The sequence below is a fragment of the Corynebacterium silvaticum genome (assembly GCF_002162115.2).
Classification (GTDB): domain Bacteria; phylum Actinomycetota; class Actinomycetes; order Mycobacteriales; family Mycobacteriaceae; genus Corynebacterium; species Corynebacterium silvaticum.
In genome coordinates, this window is record NZ_CP021417.2 from 1,636,273 (window position 1) to 1,652,795 (window position 16,523).

The 16,523-nt window shown below is 53.5% G+C and carries 9 protein-coding genes and 6 pseudogenes; 8 read left to right on the forward strand and 7 right to left on the reverse strand.

Translation table 11 applies throughout. From position 1 onward, the window contains the following. Window positions 1-5: 5 nt before the first annotated feature. From CBE74_RS20140 to thiD, 8 genes and pseudogenes are all read left to right on the forward strand, one after another. A complete protein-coding gene (locus CBE74_RS20140; RefSeq protein WP_087454200.1) occupies window positions 6-3,158 on the forward strand; it encodes a type I restriction endonuclease subunit R in 3,153 nt (1,050 codons plus the stop codon). Between the two features lie 195 nt (window positions 3,159-3,353). Further along, a pseudogene (locus CBE74_RS20145) lies at window positions 3,354-4,220 on the forward strand (phosphomethylpyrimidine synthase ThiC); the annotation flags it as partial. Window positions 4,221-4,239: 19 nt separating this feature from the next. Continuing rightward, window positions 4,240-4,906 (forward strand): annotated as a pseudogene (locus CBE74_RS20150) (thiamine phosphate synthase). Then, window positions 4,897-6,056 (forward strand): annotated as a pseudogene (thiO, locus tag CBE74_RS20155) (glycine oxidase ThiO). The pseudogenes CBE74_RS20150 and thiO overlap by 10 nt, the downstream one beginning before the upstream one ends. A 12-nt stretch (window positions 6,057-6,068) precedes the next feature. Next, entirely contained in the window at window positions 6,069-6,272 is a 204-nt protein-coding gene (thiS, locus tag CBE74_RS20160; protein ID WP_087454201.1) for a sulfur carrier protein ThiS, read from the forward strand. Further along, on the forward strand, window positions 6,273-7,061 hold the full coding sequence (locus CBE74_RS20165; protein ID WP_087454202.1) for a thiazole synthase: 789 nt from the start codon (window positions 6,273-6,275) through the stop codon (window positions 7,059-7,061). It begins immediately after the preceding gene. Beyond that, window positions 7,062-8,205 (forward strand): annotated as a pseudogene (locus CBE74_RS20170) (ThiF family adenylyltransferase). 1 nt (window position 8,206) lies between these two features. After that, window positions 8,207-9,026 (forward strand): annotated as a pseudogene (gene thiD, locus CBE74_RS20175) (bifunctional hydroxymethylpyrimidine kinase/phosphomethylpyrimidine kinase); the annotation flags it as partial. 32 nt (window positions 9,027-9,058) lie between these two features. Here the strand turns inward: thiD and CBE74_RS20180 are convergent. The 7 genes and pseudogenes from CBE74_RS20180 to CBE74_RS20210 form a co-directional block, all read right to left on the reverse strand. Next, window positions 9,059-9,364: a DUF2469 domain-containing protein gene (locus CBE74_RS20180; RefSeq protein ID WP_013242174.1), complete on the reverse strand. Its 306-nt coding sequence runs from the start codon at window positions 9,362-9,364 to the stop codon at window positions 9,059-9,061. A gap of 4 nt (window positions 9,365-9,368) precedes the next feature. Next, window positions 9,369-10,052, reverse strand: coding sequence for a ribonuclease HII (locus CBE74_RS20185; RefSeq protein WP_216605256.1), 684 nt, complete (start codon window positions 10,050-10,052; stop codon window positions 9,369-9,371). 49 nt (window positions 10,053-10,101) lie between these two features. Then, complete coding sequence (lepB, locus tag CBE74_RS20190) at window positions 10,102-10,908, reverse strand: signal peptidase I (RefSeq protein ID WP_087454204.1); 807 nt, start codon at window positions 10,906-10,908, stop codon at window positions 10,102-10,104. Window positions 10,909-11,126: 218 nt separating this feature from the next. Beyond that, window positions 11,127-11,468: a 50S ribosomal protein L19 gene (gene rplS / locus CBE74_RS20195; RefSeq protein WP_087454205.1), complete on the reverse strand. Its 342-nt coding sequence runs from the start codon at window positions 11,466-11,468 to the stop codon at window positions 11,127-11,129. A 209-nt stretch (window positions 11,469-11,677) separates the two neighbouring features. Next, a pseudogene (locus CBE74_RS20200) lies at window positions 11,678-13,981 on the reverse strand (Tex family protein). 61 nt (window positions 13,982-14,042) lie between these two features. After that, window positions 14,043-16,049, reverse strand: coding sequence for a fructose-specific PTS transporter subunit EIIC (locus CBE74_RS20205; protein WP_087454206.1), 2,007 nt, complete (start codon window positions 16,047-16,049; stop codon window positions 14,043-14,045). An 83-nt stretch (window positions 16,050-16,132) separates the two neighbouring features. Further along, on the reverse strand, window positions 16,133-16,510 hold the full coding sequence (locus CBE74_RS20210) for a hypothetical protein (RefSeq protein ID WP_087454207.1): 378 nt from the start codon (window positions 16,508-16,510) through the stop codon (window positions 16,133-16,135). Between the last annotated feature and the right edge of the window lie 13 nt (window positions 16,511-16,523).

The following is a 16,523-nucleotide window of genomic DNA, read 5'->3' on the forward strand; positions in this document are numbered from 1 at the left end:
ACGTAATGGGTGTTCAGCACGAGAAGAGTTTTGAGACCGAGATCTGCGAGTACCTCGGCGCGCATGGCTGGCTGTACGAAGAGGATTTTACTGGCTATGACCAGGAGCATGCGCTGATTCCTGAGGATGTGTTTGCTTGGCTTCAAGAGACGCAGCCTGAGCAGTGGGTGCGGGTCATGCCGGATAACGGCTCTTCGGTGGAGACTGCTCTTGCAAAGCGGTTGTTGTTGGATCGGCTTGCGAAGGAACTTGACCAGCCGCTTGAGCATGGTGGCGGTTTGCTTTCAGTGTTGCGTGGCGGGTTCAGGAAGACTCCAGCAAAGTTCTTCATGTGTGCTTTCAAGCCTGCGACCTCGATGAACCCCGTGGCTCAGCAGCACTGCCAGGCAAACCGGCTCCGGGTTGTACGGCAGGTACATCATTCGGCGAAGCGCCCGCAGGATTCGGTCGACCTGGTGTTCTTCGTCAACGGCCTACCGGTGGCGACCGCCGAGCTCAAGACGGACAACACACAGTCGATTGATGACGCGGTGCGTCAATACCGCCGAGATCGTTTACCTCAAGGCGAACCGTTGCTGAAGTTCGGCTCCCGTGCACTGGTGCATTTTGCGGTCTCTACTAACGAAATTCAGATGACCACGAAGCTAGATGGTGCGAACACGGTGTTCTTGCCGTTTAACCTCGGCAATGATGGCGGTGCCGGTAATCCAGTCAACCCGAATGGCGCTGCAACCTCGTACCTGTGGGATCGGGTGCTGCAGCGTGATAACTGGTTGCAGATTCTGGAACGATTTGTGAACCTGCAGATTACTGAGAAGGTCGATCCAATCACTGGCGTTCGCTCGCGTAGTAGGCAGATCATCTTTCCGCGCTTCCACCAGTGGGAGGCCGTCACTAGCTTGCTCGAGACCACGAGCGTTGAGGGGCCAGGTAGTAAGTACCTAATTCAGCACTCTGCAGGATCAGGAAAAACGAACTCGATCGCGTGGCTTGCTCACGGGCTCGCGAACCTCCACGACAGCGATAACGCGAAGACCTTTGATTCGGTCATCGTCGTGACTGACCGCACTGTGCTCGATGACCAGCTTCAGAAAGCGATCAAGGCGATTGAGGGCACGAAGGGTGTGGTCGGAACGATCAAGGCTGACGAGGTTCGTAAAGCGTCAGCTACTTCAAAATCGGATCTGTTGACCAAGGAACTTAGCAGCGGCAAGCTCATCATCATCGTCACGTTGCAGACGTTCCCGTTCGTGCTCGAGGCGCTTGCGCAGCAGGGTGGGCTCGCGGATCGCAAGTTTGCGGTAATCGCGGACGAGGCGCACTCGTCCCAGACCGGTACAAGTGCTCAGAAGCTGCGACAGGTTCTTTCACAAGCAGAGATCGAAGCCCTCGAGGACAGTGGCGAGGTAAGCGTCGAGGACGTGCTTGCCGCTGAAATGGCAGCACGGGCGACAGCCCAGAGCATCTCGTTCTATGCGTTTACTGCTACGCCGAAGGGCAAGACGCTGGAAATGTTTGGCCGTCCTGGTGTGGATGGTTTGCCAAAGCCTTTCCATGTGTACACGATGCAGCAGGCCATCGAGGAGGGCTTTATCCTCGATGTGCTGCGTAACTACACGACCTATAAGACGGCTTTCCAGCTCGCTCAGAAAGCCGGTGGGGCTGTTGGCACTGAAGATCTCGTCGATGAGGGCACCGCGAAAAAGGGCCTGATGCGGTGGGTGAGTCTGCATCCGACCAACATTGCTCAGAAGGTTCAGATCATCGTCGAGCATTTCCGTGAAAACGTTGCTGAGCTCCTCGATGGGCACGCTAAGGCAATGGTAGTGACCTCGAGCCGAGCCGCTGCACTGAAGTACAAGATGGCAATCGACGCCTACGTTGAGAAACACAACTACCCGTTGGGAACCCTGGTGGCGTTCTCCGGAAGCTTGACCGCTGCGCAGATTGATGATGTCGTGCCCGGCGTGCAGGAGCCGTATACAGAAACGAACATGAACCCTGACCTTCGTGGTCGAGGGATTCCACAGGCTTTCGCGGGCGATCAGTTCCAGGTTTTGATTGTTGCCAACAAGTACCAGACGGGCTTTGATCAGCCACTGCTGTGCGCGATGTACGTGGACAAACGCCTTGACGGGATCGAAGCTGTCCAGACGCTTTCCCGCCTGAACCGTACTCTGCCGTCCAAGGGTAAAGACACCACGTACATTCTTGACTTCGTCAACGACACGGACACGATCCTCGACGCATTTCTGCCGTACTACCGCACTGCCGAGATCATTGAAACTACCGACCCAGATCTCGTGCATGACCTTGCGCGGAAGCTTGAAATTGCCGGGATCTATACGAAGGATGACGTGGATGCCTTCGCGCAGGCATTCATCATCGAGGAAAAGCACGGTAAGCACACTGCACCGCTGAAGCAAGCCGCTGATCGGTTCAATGACCGCTACGTGGCAGCCTTGGCCGACAACGCAAAGGCCGAGATTGACGAGCTTGACCTCTTCCACAAGGACGTTGGTTCATTCGTGCGCCTCTACGATTTCCTTTCTCAAGTCGTCGACTATCAGGACACCGACCTCGAGAAGCTTGCCCTGTTCCTCCGGCTGCTGCGACCGCGACTTACGGGTCGCAAGACTCCAGAAGAGCTTGACTTTAACAACATCGAGCTCACCCATATCAAGCAGACGCGTAAGAGCGAAGGGGCTATTTCGCTCGGGGGTGACGGCGAGAAGCTCAAACCGATGGGTGTTGGTGGTGGACATTCGCGCGACCCGCATCTTGTGGCCTGGGAAGAGATCCTGAACAATATCAATTCCCTTTTTGAGGACGAGGATTTTGATCCTGGTTCAGTGGAGTCCTGGGTACAGGGCGTCGTCACGATTCTCGTTCAGAATGAACAGATTAAGGATCAGGTCAACGCAAACACCAAGGAGCAGTTTCGATCGTCTGCGACTCACGAAACTGCCGTCACGAACGCGGTGCTCGATCACCAGGACTCCCAGCAAAGCATCATGGAGAAGTTCTTTGAAAGTGCTCATCGTAAGGGCAAGATCATTAGAGAGATCTCCGACCTTGTTTACTGGGAACTCCGACACCAGGCTGAGAAGGGTACACAATCTGAAGACGATGGAGAGGACGACATCGACCAGGAGTAACCATTACTGCGCGCGAAATCCCGACTGGTTCACCCCTCTTTGGACGCCAGCCGGGGTAGCGACGTGCCGGACATTCAGCGGTTCAGTAGGCTAATCCCCAAACGATAGCGCCAGCCAGAATTTCCAGTTCATAGCCGGTATCGACGCTATCCGATAGCACCGCTCCGCACGGGGCTCTTGTATCCATCGTGACCGGTTGTGCTAACCAGCCAACGGGTCACCGGCATTGTTAGTCGTGGCGGATCTATTATGGCGGGTTGGTGCCTCGCGCATGGCAAAGAGTCTTTCCTCTACGAAAATTTTGACAATCTATGCGAGATTTTCGCGCGTTATGACGTCGCGTTTTCCTTGGGCGATGGACTCAGACCAGGTAGTTTGGCCGATGCTAACGATGCAGCACAGTTCGCAGAGCTTAAAACTATCGGTGAGCTCACTAAACGCGCCTGGGACTATGATGTGCAAGTCATGGTGGAAGGGCCTGGCCATGTTCCCTTGAATATGATTCAGGTTAATAATGAGCACGAGCGAGAGTGGTGCCACTATGCGCCGTTTTATACGCTTAGCCCGCTTGTTACAGATATTGCTCCTGGTTACGACCATATTACTTCCGCAATTGGTGCAGCTACCATAGCAATGGGTGGCACAGCCATGCTGTGTTATGTCACCCCTAAAGAACACCTGGGTTTGCCTAACCTCGACGACGTAAAAACTGGTGTTATCACGTATAAACTCGCAGCTCACGCAGCTGACGTGGCCAAGGGGCATCCTGGCGCCAGAGACTGGGATGACGCCATGAGCAAGGCTCGTTTTGAATTTCGCTGGCATGATCAATTCGCATTGTCTTTGGATCCGGTCACGGCAACGGACTACCACGATGAGACTCTCCCCGCCGAGCCTGCTAAAACCGCCCATTTTTGTTCAATGTGCGGCCCCAAGTTTTGTTCCATGCGCATATCACAAGATATACGGTCTGCGTTCCCCACAGATCTAGGAATCCTCTCAACAGACATACCTCAGGGTTGTTCGCAAAACTTTCCAGACGCAGGAAGGGCCCTAGACTAGTGCGTAAAACACGCCCCCAGTGGATCTACGGTGCTACTTTGTCACAGGACATCTGGCCGACCCCCGTCGTATTGTACGCATCGCCATGGCAGCCGCAGCTGGCGGCGCTGGCATTATTCAGATACGTTCTAAGCCGATCAGCGCTCGTGATCTGTACAAGCTTTCCAGCGAAGTTGCGTGTGCAGTAGCCACAATCAATCCACTCACGCGTGTGCTTATCGACGATCGTCTAGACGTGGCTATTGCTTTGCGTTCTCAGAACATCCCGATCGCCGGTGTTCATGTGGGACAAGACGATCTCAGCCCACGCATCTGCCGAAAGCTCCTTGGCGCAGAAGCCATCATCGGTCTGACTACGGGGACCCTCGAACTCGTCGAAAAAGCAAACAAACAGGCCGAATACATTGACTATATCGGGTGCGGTCACCCCAACGAAAGACTCTGGCCGGGCTCCTCTAGGACTAGATTCCTACGCAGAGCTTGTCACCCATTCTGCGGTACCTCTGGTAGCCATCGGCGGCATTACTCTTAACGATGCAGCGCCTCTTGCTGCCCAAGGGGTGTCCAGGCTAGCTGTAGTACGTGGATTTATGGAAGCCTCAGATCCTACGGACTTTGCTTCTACGATTCTGAGGGAATTTGATCGCGGAGCTAGCCAATGTGTAAGGGCCAGCTCATGCGCATAGTGATTCTTGGCGCAGGCATCCTAGGATTGGCTACCGCAGTAGAGTTGGCATCGCACCAATCAGAGCAGAAACTCGATATTAATGTTATAGATCCTGCCCCGATGAGTGGCGCCACCTATCATGCAGGCGGAATGCTCGTGCCCACGGCAGAAATGATTTATCAGCAAGACTCGCTTTTCCCGCTGATGCAGACTTCGGCCCGATGGTATCCGGAACTGATAAAGACCGTTACCGAGCACACATCCCTTCCCGTAGGTTATCGCGATGACGGCACGCTTGTTGTTGCCGCAGACCGCGCCGACGCTCAACATCTACGCGATATGATGCACTACCAACGTGCCTATGGCATGAACGTAGAGCGACTACCGCTGAGCAAAGCCCGCCAGATCGAACCCGCGCTGCATCCGCATATGGCAGAGGTCGTTTCTATCCCCGGCGATCATCAGATCGCTCCTCGAGTTTTTCTGCTGCGCTCTACGACGCCGCGATCAATCTTGGTGTGACGTTCCATCCTTTAGCAGCAACGCACCTACACATAAGCAATCCCGACAAAGACGACGCTCCCGTATACGTTCATACCACGAGCTCTATTTTTCCTGCCGACCAGGTAGTTGTGGCTAATGGTCTCGGAGCAAGCACGCTTTCAGGTTGGCATCCTTCTGCAACCCAAGAGTCATCACCGCTTAAGTTGCGTCCTGTCTATGGCGATATCGTAAGGCTGCGTGTTCCTACGTATCTCCAACCTTTCACGCGTAAGGTGATCCGCGGTTTTGTAGAAGGCCGCCCGATTTATATCATTCCGCGCGATGATGGAACGATCGCGCTAGGGGCCACGACGAGGGAGGACTCTCGTCCGGTGCCCCATCTCGGCGGTGTCCACGATCTTTTGAGAGACGCAATCCGCATAGCGCCATGCTTGGAAGACTGCGACTTTATTGAGGCAACAGCGGGCGCGCGTCCAGGAACTCCTGATGATCTTCCATATTTAGGACGTGTAAACGATCACGTAGTTATGTCCACTGGGTATTTCCGGCACGGGATTTCATTAGCAGCTTTGGGGGCTCGAGTGAGTCGAGAGCTTGTTTTAGGGCAACCATTGAGCACAGATATCCGCCCGTGTTGTCCATTACGACACTTAGTTCATGGTTAAAGGAACATGATTATGCATATAGAACTAAACGGAAAAGTACAGGAAGTCACCGCACGCACTGTATCTGAATTAGTGAAAGAAATTGTTGCCCGAAGTCATCACGACGCAGGTATTGCCATTGCCGTCCAGGGCGCAGTAATCCCGCGCTCGCAGTGGCTACGCCCGCTGCATCCAGGCGAACGCGTAGACATACTCACTGCAATTCAAGGAGGTTAAGTGCTTACTATTGCTGACAAAGAATATTCTTCTCATCTCATCATGGGTACGGGAGGGGCGAGTTCCCAAGAAATCTTAGAGCAGGCATTAGTCGCTTCCGGAACTGAATTAACAACAGTGGCTATGCGCCGATATAGCGCATCTACCAGTGTGCATAATGGAGAGACTATCTTTCAATTGCTTAGTCGGCTCAGCATTGATCCGCTTCCCAACACCGCAGGGTGCCGCACCGCGCGGGATGCGGTGATCACGGCCCGTCTGGCTCGGGAGGCACTGGGAACATCATGGATCAAGCTCGAGATTATTGCAGACGAGCATACTTTGCTGCCCGACGTGATGGAGACCCTGACTGCTTGCGAGCAGCTCGTCTCTGAGGGTTTTACCGTGCTGGTTTATACCAGCGATGATCCGGTTGCGGCTCAGCGTTTGGAAGATTCTGGTGCCGCAGCAATCATGCCTTTGGGATCACCGATAGGGACAGGTCTGGGTATTCTCAACCCGCATAATATCGAGCTGATCTGTTCTCGTGCGCACGTGCCAGTGCTTATCGACGCCGGCGTGGGCACCGCATCCGATGCTACTTTTGCCCGCGAACTTGGGTGCGACGGGGTTCTCCTGGCTAGCGCGGTCAATCGTTGCCAAGATCCAGTCATGATGGCGCATGCGATGCGGCTGGCCGTTGAGGCTGGTGGATACGCGCGTAAAGCTGGTCGGATACCCCGGCGCGAGCATGCTCAGGCGTCTTCCTCATCCGCAGGTTTTGTGTCGTGGCCTGAGCAGGTGCTCTAAATGGAAACATCACTTCCACGATCAGAGCTACACCGGGTTTCTCGCCAGATGTTGCTTCCTGGATTCGGGTTATCTCAGCAAGAGGCACTCCATAATGCGCATGTTCTAGTAGTGGGGGGTCGGTGGGCATGGGTGCCCTATTGTGCAGCAATTAGCCGCAGCTGGAATCGGAAAAATGACCTTGATCGACCATGACACGGTCGATATAACCAACATTCATCGACAAATACTCTTCTCAGCAGATGATTGCGGCCAGCCTAAGGTTGAGGTAGCTGCACGACGAGCGCAGGCATTGCAGCCCGACATTGTCATAGAAGCCAGGAACGAAGCTCTCACAGCACACAACGCCTGCGAATTAGTAGCAGGAGCAGATATAGTACTCGATGGTTCAGACACCTTTGCCAGCAAATATCTCGTCGCAGATGCTGCAGAAATAGTAGGAACGCCATTGGTATGGGGCACGGTACTGGGGTTCCATGGTGATGTCGCATTGTGGTATTCCAGACCGCGCGAACGCGGAGTGGGTCTACGCGATGTGTTTCCCTATCAACTACCTGCCGATGCCGTTCCCACGTGTGCAACAGCCGGCGTTTTGGGAGTGACTACATCCGTAGTCGGCGGGCTCATGTCCACTACGGCCCTTGCATGGTTGTCTGGTTTGGATCGAACGGTCGGCAAGATTCTTAGCTACGATGCTATCCCGGCCACTATACGCCATATGCAAGCCGTAGCAGATCCTCAAAGGAGTCTCACAACTAGCCTCAGTGACTATGCGGCAGCTGCGTCGTGCAGCATTTCAGGGGAATCCAGTACAAAAGAAAATTCCCTACTCCTGCAGCGTGTCTTAACTGGCGAGGCAGCGCTCTTAGATATTCGCGAGCCGCACGAAGTCCTCCTGGATCCATTTCCCCCACGCTATTCTCCCCATGTGGTCCCACTAAGCAGCATCGTCTCGCAAGACGCCGCATTAGCAGCACTCTTAGATGTGGTTCAGACCCAATCCAAACGCACAATTGTTGTTGCATGTGCTTCCGGGCAGCGTTCCCAACAATTCATCGCACAATACAGCGACCTTGCCGTACAAGCGTCTATTACGCTGCTCGACCTGCCAGGCGGAAACAATAAGAGAAAAGAAAGTGCATAATATGGATATTTCTATTCCCAGAGTTCTTTCTATCGCTGGAACAGATCCCACCGGCGGAGCAGGCATTCAAGCAGACCTGAAGACGGTGGCTGCTGCTGGCGGTTATGGAATGTGCGTGGTCACATCCTTAGTGGCACAAAATACTCAAGGTGTACGGAATGTACATACCCCACCAACCGATTTTCTCCGCTCACAACTCACCTCGGTCAGTGATGATGTTGCCATCGACGCTATCAAGATCGGGATGCTAGGTGATTCTGGTGTTATCACTACGGTTGCTCAATGGCTAGCTTCACTACCCAAAAACCGCGATATGCCTATAGTTTTGGATCCTGTAATGATTAGCACCAGTGGACATCGTCTACTTGATCCTCAAGCTGAAAAAGCACTCCAAGAGCTTGCTCTGCATGCCACAGTAGTAACCCCGAATCTGCCGGAACTAGCGGTACTCTGTGGCAGGCACTCCGCTTCGCACTAATCTGGAAAAAGCAATCATCGACGCGCAAAATTGGGCCTGCGAACACGGAGTAGCCGTCATTGTCAAAGGAGGTCATCTTCACCAGGATCATGCTGACAACGCGGTAGTCTTCCCCTCTGGGGCCTTTCACCGAGTACCCAATAACCAAATAAGGACCACAAATACGCATGGTACTGGTTGTTCTTTATCATCAGCATTGGCTACCCGACTCGGCCTAGGCGAGGATCTGGTCACCGCATTGGAGTGGTCAACCGCGTGGCTTCATGAGGCCATCGCCCACGGCAGTGCCCTGCAGGTAGGACATGGTCATGGCCCCATCGATCATGGTTATCGCGCACGCAAGCATGGTGCATGTGCATAAGATAAGACACTGGATTAATCGGGCATGACAAAATCGGGTTTGTCTAGCTCCTCGATGTTCACATCTTTATACGTAATGACCCTGACGTAACGCACAAACCTCGCGGAACGGTACATATCCCATACCCAGGCATCAGACATTCTGACCTCATAATAAACATCAGAACCCTGCGTATGAGGGATTAACTCAACCGCATTGGCAAGGTAGAATCGCCGTTCTGTCTCTACGACATAAGAGAACTGGCTAACCACGTCTCGGTACTCGCGATACAGTGACAGCTCTACCTCAGCCTCATAGTTGTCGAGTTCTTCTGCACCCATCGCTTTACCTCCCGATTACTGCGTTATTCTCGGCAGCCCATTCTTCATGCGCGGCCTTCACATTGGCATAACTATAACGATGCTCCGGTGTTCCCCCGTGGCGGCGCACCGCATCTATGTGAGACTTGGTTCCATATCCCTTGTGATCCCCTAATCCGTATCCCGGATACTCCTTATCCAAATCAATCATCAGCTCATCACGAGACTGTTTGGCTAAAACACTCGCAGCCGCAATACAGCGTGCAGCCGCATCCCCGCCAATAACGGGCAGAGATGGACAAGTGAGGCCGGGTACCCGCATGGCGTCGATAAGCGCATAACCCGGCTGCTCCGAGAGCAAAGCGATAACCCTTCTCATGCCAGAAATGTTGGCGTGTTGGATACCGTATGTATCAATTTCCGAAGCCGAAATATGCAGAATCGACCAGGCTACAGCATGTTTTTTAATAAGAGGATAGAGCTCTTCCCGCATTCGAGGAGAAAGCTTCTTAGAGTCGGTCAGCGTGGCTAGCGCCGCGATCGGCCGGGGAGGCAAGATGCACGCGGCAATGGTGATTGGGCCGCAACAAGAACCGCGGCCAGCTTCATCTATCCCGGCGACTGGACCCAAACCCCATTTTTCTAGCGTTCCCTCAAATGTCCGGAGGTGTTTGAGCTTACGGACTTTAATCCCCTGGGACGTGGGCAAGGGGAGACTTTGACAAGCCTCTTGTCCCTTAGGAGTCAACCTAATTCCTTTACCCTTGGATATCGTAATCTTCTACGCTGCCGATCCTATTAAACGGGAAGATCTTAAACTGAACCTTGCCTTTAATATGATCGCGCGGGATGGTACCCTGGAACTGGTCGCCGATGTGATAACGAGAATCCATCGAGTTTGTCCGGTTATCTCCCATCATGAAATAACTATCTGCAGGAACAGTGACAGGGCCAAAGTAGAAACCGCCGCATGCATCAGATCCAGTCGCAGGATCTACCGGATAAGCAGGGGGATTCTGGATGTATGAAGAATCAATCACTTTTCCGTTTACTTTAACGCCCTCATCGCCTTCCAAACATTGCACGGTCTGTCCCCCGGTTGCAATGATTCGTTTCACCAGGTCATTCTCGTCTGGAGCAACGAGCCCAACAAAGGCGCCGACGTTCTGCAGTCCCCGTACGAGCGAGTTCTGGGACCTTTGTGAAACAAAAGAAGAATTCCAGGAGTCCGTTCCTTCAAAGACGATAACGTCCCCAGGTTTTGGATCGTTGAAGTGATAGCTTACTTTGTCCACAAAAATGCGATCCCCTGTACAGCCAGCGCACCCGTGCAGTGTTGGCTCCATCGATTGGCTGGGAATCATATAGACCCGCCCCACAAAGGTTTGCAGCATCGTAATAACTAGCAGAGTCACCACGACAACAACCGGTATTTCTATGAACCAGGGCAACGGCTTCTTGCCTTCAGCAGAATCAGCCTTTGTGCCTCTATCCGTCGCATCAGTGCGCGCCTGCGGCTTGACATCACGGTCCGCCGTGTTGAATCCATTACTCTGATCAGTCACAACGAATGATGTTAGCAGCGTTAAGGTAAACCTCGCGTAGGCAAATGTTTTATTACCTCACGTTTAAATCACATATCTAGGCTGCAGGTTTGCTTTCACACACTTCGGTTAACCACACACCGATACAGAAAAGCCCTATTCCTCTTCGCTTCTAGATAATAAGAAAAGCCCCCAACCGCATGGAGTTCATGCAGGTCAGAGGCACAAGGCGCTGAATATTAGCGCTTTTCCTTGATCTTAGCTGCTTTGCCGCGCAGGTCACGCAGGTAGTAAAGCTTCGCACGACGAACAGCGCCGCGAGTAACAACCTCAATCTTCTCGATGTTTGGAGTGTGTACCGGGAAGGTACGCTCAACACCGATACCGAAGGAAACCTTGCGGACAGTGAAGGTCTCACGAACGCCAGAGCCCTGACGACGAATAACAACACCCTTGAACAGCTGGGTACGGGTCTTGTTGCCCTCGATAACCTTTACGTGAACGTCAAGGGTATCGCCGGGACAGAAAGCTGGGATGTCGTTGCGCAATGATGCTGCATCGACTTTGTCAAGAAGGTTCATAAAACCAATCCTTACTTTTAAAAGACAGAGGAACCTAGCGGCTCTTCCCTATGATCGGGGCGCTCGACTGGTTCGTGCCCAAGACATGAAAAGCAGCTGTCCCCACGAAAGAGACAGACAACGGTGGAGATTATGCCATGTTTACGCACTGGGAACAACTTTTCTTCCACAGTGCGTTGCGGGTTCCCGCCGCCGTCAATGGACGTCTGTTATTTGAGCCCGGCGCGTCGCAAAGCTTCTGCCATCGCCCCACCTGCTGCAGGCTGCGATGAGCTGCGCCTTTGCGACGCATTACGCGTGCTGTTTCCACGCGAAGAACGCTTATCTTTCGCGGTGTTTGTGTTGCGAGAGGCCGGTTTAGCGGTGTTAGCGCTGGGCTCGTCGGAAAACTTCATGGAGAGGCTAATGCGTTTACGCTCTGGATCAACCTCCATCACCTTCACTTTGACTACCTGCCCAGAACACACAACGTCGTGGGGATTGGAGACAAAGGTATCCGCCAAAGCAGAAACGTGCACTAGGCCATCTTGATGGACCCCCACATCCACGAATGCGCCAAAGGCTGCCACGTTAGTCACGGTTCCTTCCAGGATCATCCCCGGGATCAAATCGGAGATTTTCTCTACGCCTTCTTTAAACGTGGCCGTGGCAAATTCCGGCCGGGGGTCACGCCCGGGTTTGTCCAACTCCGCGAGGATGTTGGTCACGGTGGGGACACCAAAATGATCGTCTGCAAAGTCCTGGGGCCGCAGTGTCTTAAGCACCGCCGTGTTTCCGATAAGCCCGTCAACGCTGAGCCCTGTTTTCTCCGCGATTCGCCGCACGACTGGATAAGCCTCAGGGTGTACAGCAGAGGAGTCCAAGGGATCGCGTGCACCGTTAATCCTTAAGAAACCAGCGCACTGCTCAAAAGCTTTGGGGCCTAAACGGGGAACTTTCTTCAGCGAAGCCCGGGAGGCAAAACTACCGTGTTCATCCCGGTAATGCACAATGTTTTCTGCAATGGTCGGGCTGATGCCAGCAACTCTAGAAAGCAGCGGAACTGAAGCTGTGTTGAGGTCTACGCCCACGGCATTCACTGCATCTTCCACTACGGCATCAAGAGTTTTGGCCAAGGCAGCCTGGTTTACATCGTGTTGATACTGGCCGACTCCAATCGCTTTGGGGTCGATCTTGACCAGTTCTGCGAGCGGGTCCTGTAATCGGCGTGCAATAGAAACTGCGCCGCGCAAGGAAACATCCATGGTGGGAAATTCTTTCGCCGCCAGTTCCGATGCCGAATACACCGATGCCCCGGACTCCGATACTACGACTGGGGTGGGACGCTTTCCACCAGCTTTTTTGATCAAATCCGCAACCTCTCCTGCGAGTTTTTCTGTCTCACGGGAGGCTGTGCCGTTACCCACAGCCATGAGGTCTACGCCATGGGTTGCGCATGCCGACGCTAATTCTTGTACAGCTTCCGACCACTTATTTTGTGGTTGATGTGGATAGACAATAAGCGTGTCTAGTACTTTGCCAGTGCGGTCTACAACGGCGCACTTCACTCCATTACGATATCCGGGGTCTAGGCCGAGAGTCGCACGTTGACCCGCTGGGGCAGCAAGAAGAACATCCTTGAGGTTTCGAGCAAAGACATCAAGTGCCCCCTCTTCTGCGCGCTCCTTCAAACGCATACGAACATCGAGCCCCGAGGAGATAACCAACTTGGTTTTCCAGCCCCAACGCACAGCAGACGCAATCCATTGAGAGGAAACATCGAGGCCACAATGCTCTGCGATCATGCCCGCATACACCGATTCGTCTCCGGCATCGAGCTCTAGATGCAGCACCCCTTCTTTTTCCCACGAAAGAGCGCCAAGATCCGGTGACTAGGCAGTGATGTAAAAGGTTCTGAAAACTCAAAATAATCTTTGAACTTTGCACTCTCTGCCTCTTTGCCTTCCACCGGGCTGGCCAACATAGAACCCGTGGTAAACATCCGCTCGCGAACTTCTCCTACCAGGTCTGCATTCAAAGCAAAGCGATCGATAAGGATTGCGCGTGCGCCTTCAAGGGCCTTCTTGGTATCCTCAAACCCCTCTGTGACAAAGCTCGCGGCAAGCTGCTCCGGGTTCGCGTGGGGTGCGTCGATAAGCTCATCCAGCAGTTGCTCCAGCCCGGCTTCGCGCGCGATATCCGCTTTAGTCTTGCGTCGTTTTTTGTAGGGAAGATACAAGTCTTCCAGGCGAGCTTTTGTATCGCATTCCAGGATCAACGTTTTAAGCGTTTGATCGAGCTTTCCTTGCTCTTCAATCGCAGCGAGAATCGTCTGTTTCCGGTCCTCCAGCTCCTTAAGATAGGTCGCGCGTTCTTCAATGGCGCGCAACTGCGAGTCGTCGAGCCCGCCTGTGGCTTCCTTGCGGTACCGAGCGATAATAGGGAACTGTATTGCCTTCTGCGAGGAGTGCGAGAGCGGAAGCGACATTGCTTTCCTTAACTCCTAGCTCCTGAGCGATCTTCGCGGAAATCATTCACACGATTGTAGCGAGTTCCCTTTGTGGTACCCAGAAACGGGTAGACAGGGTTTCTGTTTTAAGACGCACCTGCAGCGGTCGATTCTGCAGGTTCTGCGACTTTGCGCACCACATCTGCAAGTTCAGACTCGGGTGCTTGCCGCAGCTGAGTTCTGAAGTCCTCTTTCATGATCGCACGCGCAAGGCGGGAAAGAATCTTCAAGTGTTGTTTTCCGGCATCAGAAGGAACGCAAATGAGGAATACTAGATCCGTTTCCTCCCCGTCAGTCCACTCGATCGGGGCATCCAAACGAGCAAGCCCTACCATCGCGGCATGGGTTCCGGTGCTACGCGAATGCGGTATAGCAACGCCGTAGCCTACGCTTGTCGACGCCAACCGCTCTCTGTTAAGCGATGCGTCTACAACAGCGCGCGCATCCGAGATTCGTCCAGCAACAACGCCTTTATCCACAAGACAGCAAATAGCTTCCTCACGGTTCTTTATCGACCCCGAGTACACCAATTCATCCATAATGATTGGGTCTTCCGGTTTAACAGGCGCTGCTGCTTCCTGCGTGCTGTACCGAAGAGACGACTCAGGAGTCGGGTCCGCTGCGGCAGTCCTTTTCCTGCTGAATCCGACAAGGATCAAAGCCAACGCACACGTGACAGCCACACCCGCTGCCAAGGCTAAGAAGTAGCCGCCCACATTGTCTACTGCCCCCAGCACCGCGACGATAGGACCGCCGTGCATGACGTGGTCTTTAACTCCTAACGACCCTGCTAATGCAGCAGCTACTGCCCCTCCGATCACGTTCGCGGGGATAATCTGCAATGGCCGGGCTGCAGCCAGTGGGATAGCTCCCTCTGTAATACCAAAAAAGCCCATGAACACAGACGCAATACCGGCATCGCGTTCAGGTTTGGTAAAGAGACTGCGGCGCATGAGTGTGGCCACACCAACGCCCAATGGCGGGACTGCGATTGCCGCAGCGATCATACCCATGGGTAGAGCATTACCTGCCGCGATAAGACCTCCGGAGAAAAGGAAGGCAGTCTTATTAAAAGGTCCGCCCATGTCAAAGGCTATCATCGCGCCAAGGATTGCCCCAAGGACCAAAACAGATTCCCCTTGCATCGTGGCAAGGTATCCCGTGAGGGCTTCAAATAGTGCCGCAATCGGGTGTCCCAAAACGTAAATAAACAAAAGGCCAACAATCGCCGTGGTAAGAATCGGAATCACAATAATCGGCCAAATAGGCGCCACGTATTTGTGCACGGGTATCTTACGAATTCCCAGCGCCACATAACCGGAAAGAAATCCGGTAACAATACCGCCTATGAATCCAGCCCCTGCTTCTGAGTTATACAAAGACCCGGTGGTCGCCACCAGTCCTGTGATAAATCCTGGTGCGAGACCTGGGCGATCCGCGATTGCCTGAGCTATGTATGCAGATAAAACAGGAACCATCAGGCTAAATGCCAATACACCAAGCTGCTGCACAGTATCCCAGAATGAGCCTTCGGGAATCTTGAGTCCTTCTGCAGTCGGTTGCCCTCCTATGGACAAAGCAACAGCTAGCAGGAGACCACCGGTCACCACGAAGGGAATCATGTGAGACACACCGTTCATCAACGCGGCATACATAACTCTTCCCACCGCTCCCCTAGCCTCTGGGCTCGGTTGTTGGGAGGATTCTAGAGACTGAGCTTCCTTTGGTGTAGCTGGTCCCGTGGTATCGCTGGTTTTAGCTGCATTCACCACCCGCTGCAATAGCGCATTCGGCTCACGAATGGCTTGCGCAACCGACACGTTTACCAAGGGTTTATGCGCAAAACGCGCTGTGTCGATTGTGGTGTCGGCTGCGATGAGGACGGCGTCGGCACGCTCAATATCTTGATCGCTGAAGGTGCCTTCAACTCCAATAGAACCGTGCGTTTCTATCTTGAGTTCTATACCCTCGGCATCTGCTGCTTCAGTGAGACGCTCTGCCGCCATGTACGTGTGAGCGATTCCGGTCGGGCATGCGGTAATCGCAAGCACACATGGAGCCTGATGTACTGTTTCACTCATATTTCCGATCATAAGAGCGAAAACGCCTCAGCGGTAGGATATCCCTATTATGTGGTTTGCGAGATAACCTCCGGCATCTCACTCAACGTGAGCGGTTAATCCGCTTCTGCCTGCCATGCACACGCTGCAGTCGTTGTGGTCTCAACGTGTCCTTCTACCGAGGTTCCATACCAATAGATGTCACGCGGAAGCAGCCCCACCACAACTTTTGTGGCTGATCGTAGGTCAAGCGTCGAATATCCAGTGAGCACAATACGATAAAGCTGCTCAACGCTCGGCGGGTGACCTTCAACCTGCGCATAATGGGTCACCAACATATTATCCGGCTCGCAGGTGAGATCGATCGGATCAATCACGATGCTCGTGACCTCATAGCCGTGGTTGGCCAGGCCATCACGCAACGTCGCACGTATGCTATCCCGCTGGCCAGGAATAATCAGCGCGTTAAGGTCAGTGGATATTTTTCTTTTCATATCCTTATTAACA

Bases quoted from the DNA above. Each gene is read 5' to 3' on its own strand.
- CBE74_RS20140 (WP_087454200.1), top strand. From the start codon at position 6: ATGGGTGTTCAGCACGAGAAGAGTTTTGAGACCGAGATCTGCGAGTAC.
- thiS (WP_087454201.1), top strand. From the start codon at position 6,069: ATGCATATAGAACTAAACGGAAAAGTACAGGAAGTCACCGCACGCACT.
- CBE74_RS20180 (WP_013242174.1), bottom strand. From the start codon at position 9,364: ATGGGTGCAGAAGAACTCGACAACTATGAGGCTGAGGTAGAGCTGTCA.
- rplS (WP_087454205.1), bottom strand. From the start codon at position 11,468: ATGAACCTTCTTGACAAAGTCGATGCAGCATCATTGCGCAACGACATC.
- CBE74_RS20205 (WP_087454206.1), bottom strand. From the start codon at position 16,049: ATGATCGGAAATATGAGTGAAACAGTACATCAGGCTCCATGTGTGCTT.
- CBE74_RS20210 (WP_087454207.1), bottom strand. From the start codon at position 16,510: ATGAAAAGAAAAATATCCACTGACCTTAACGCGCTGATTATTCCTGGC.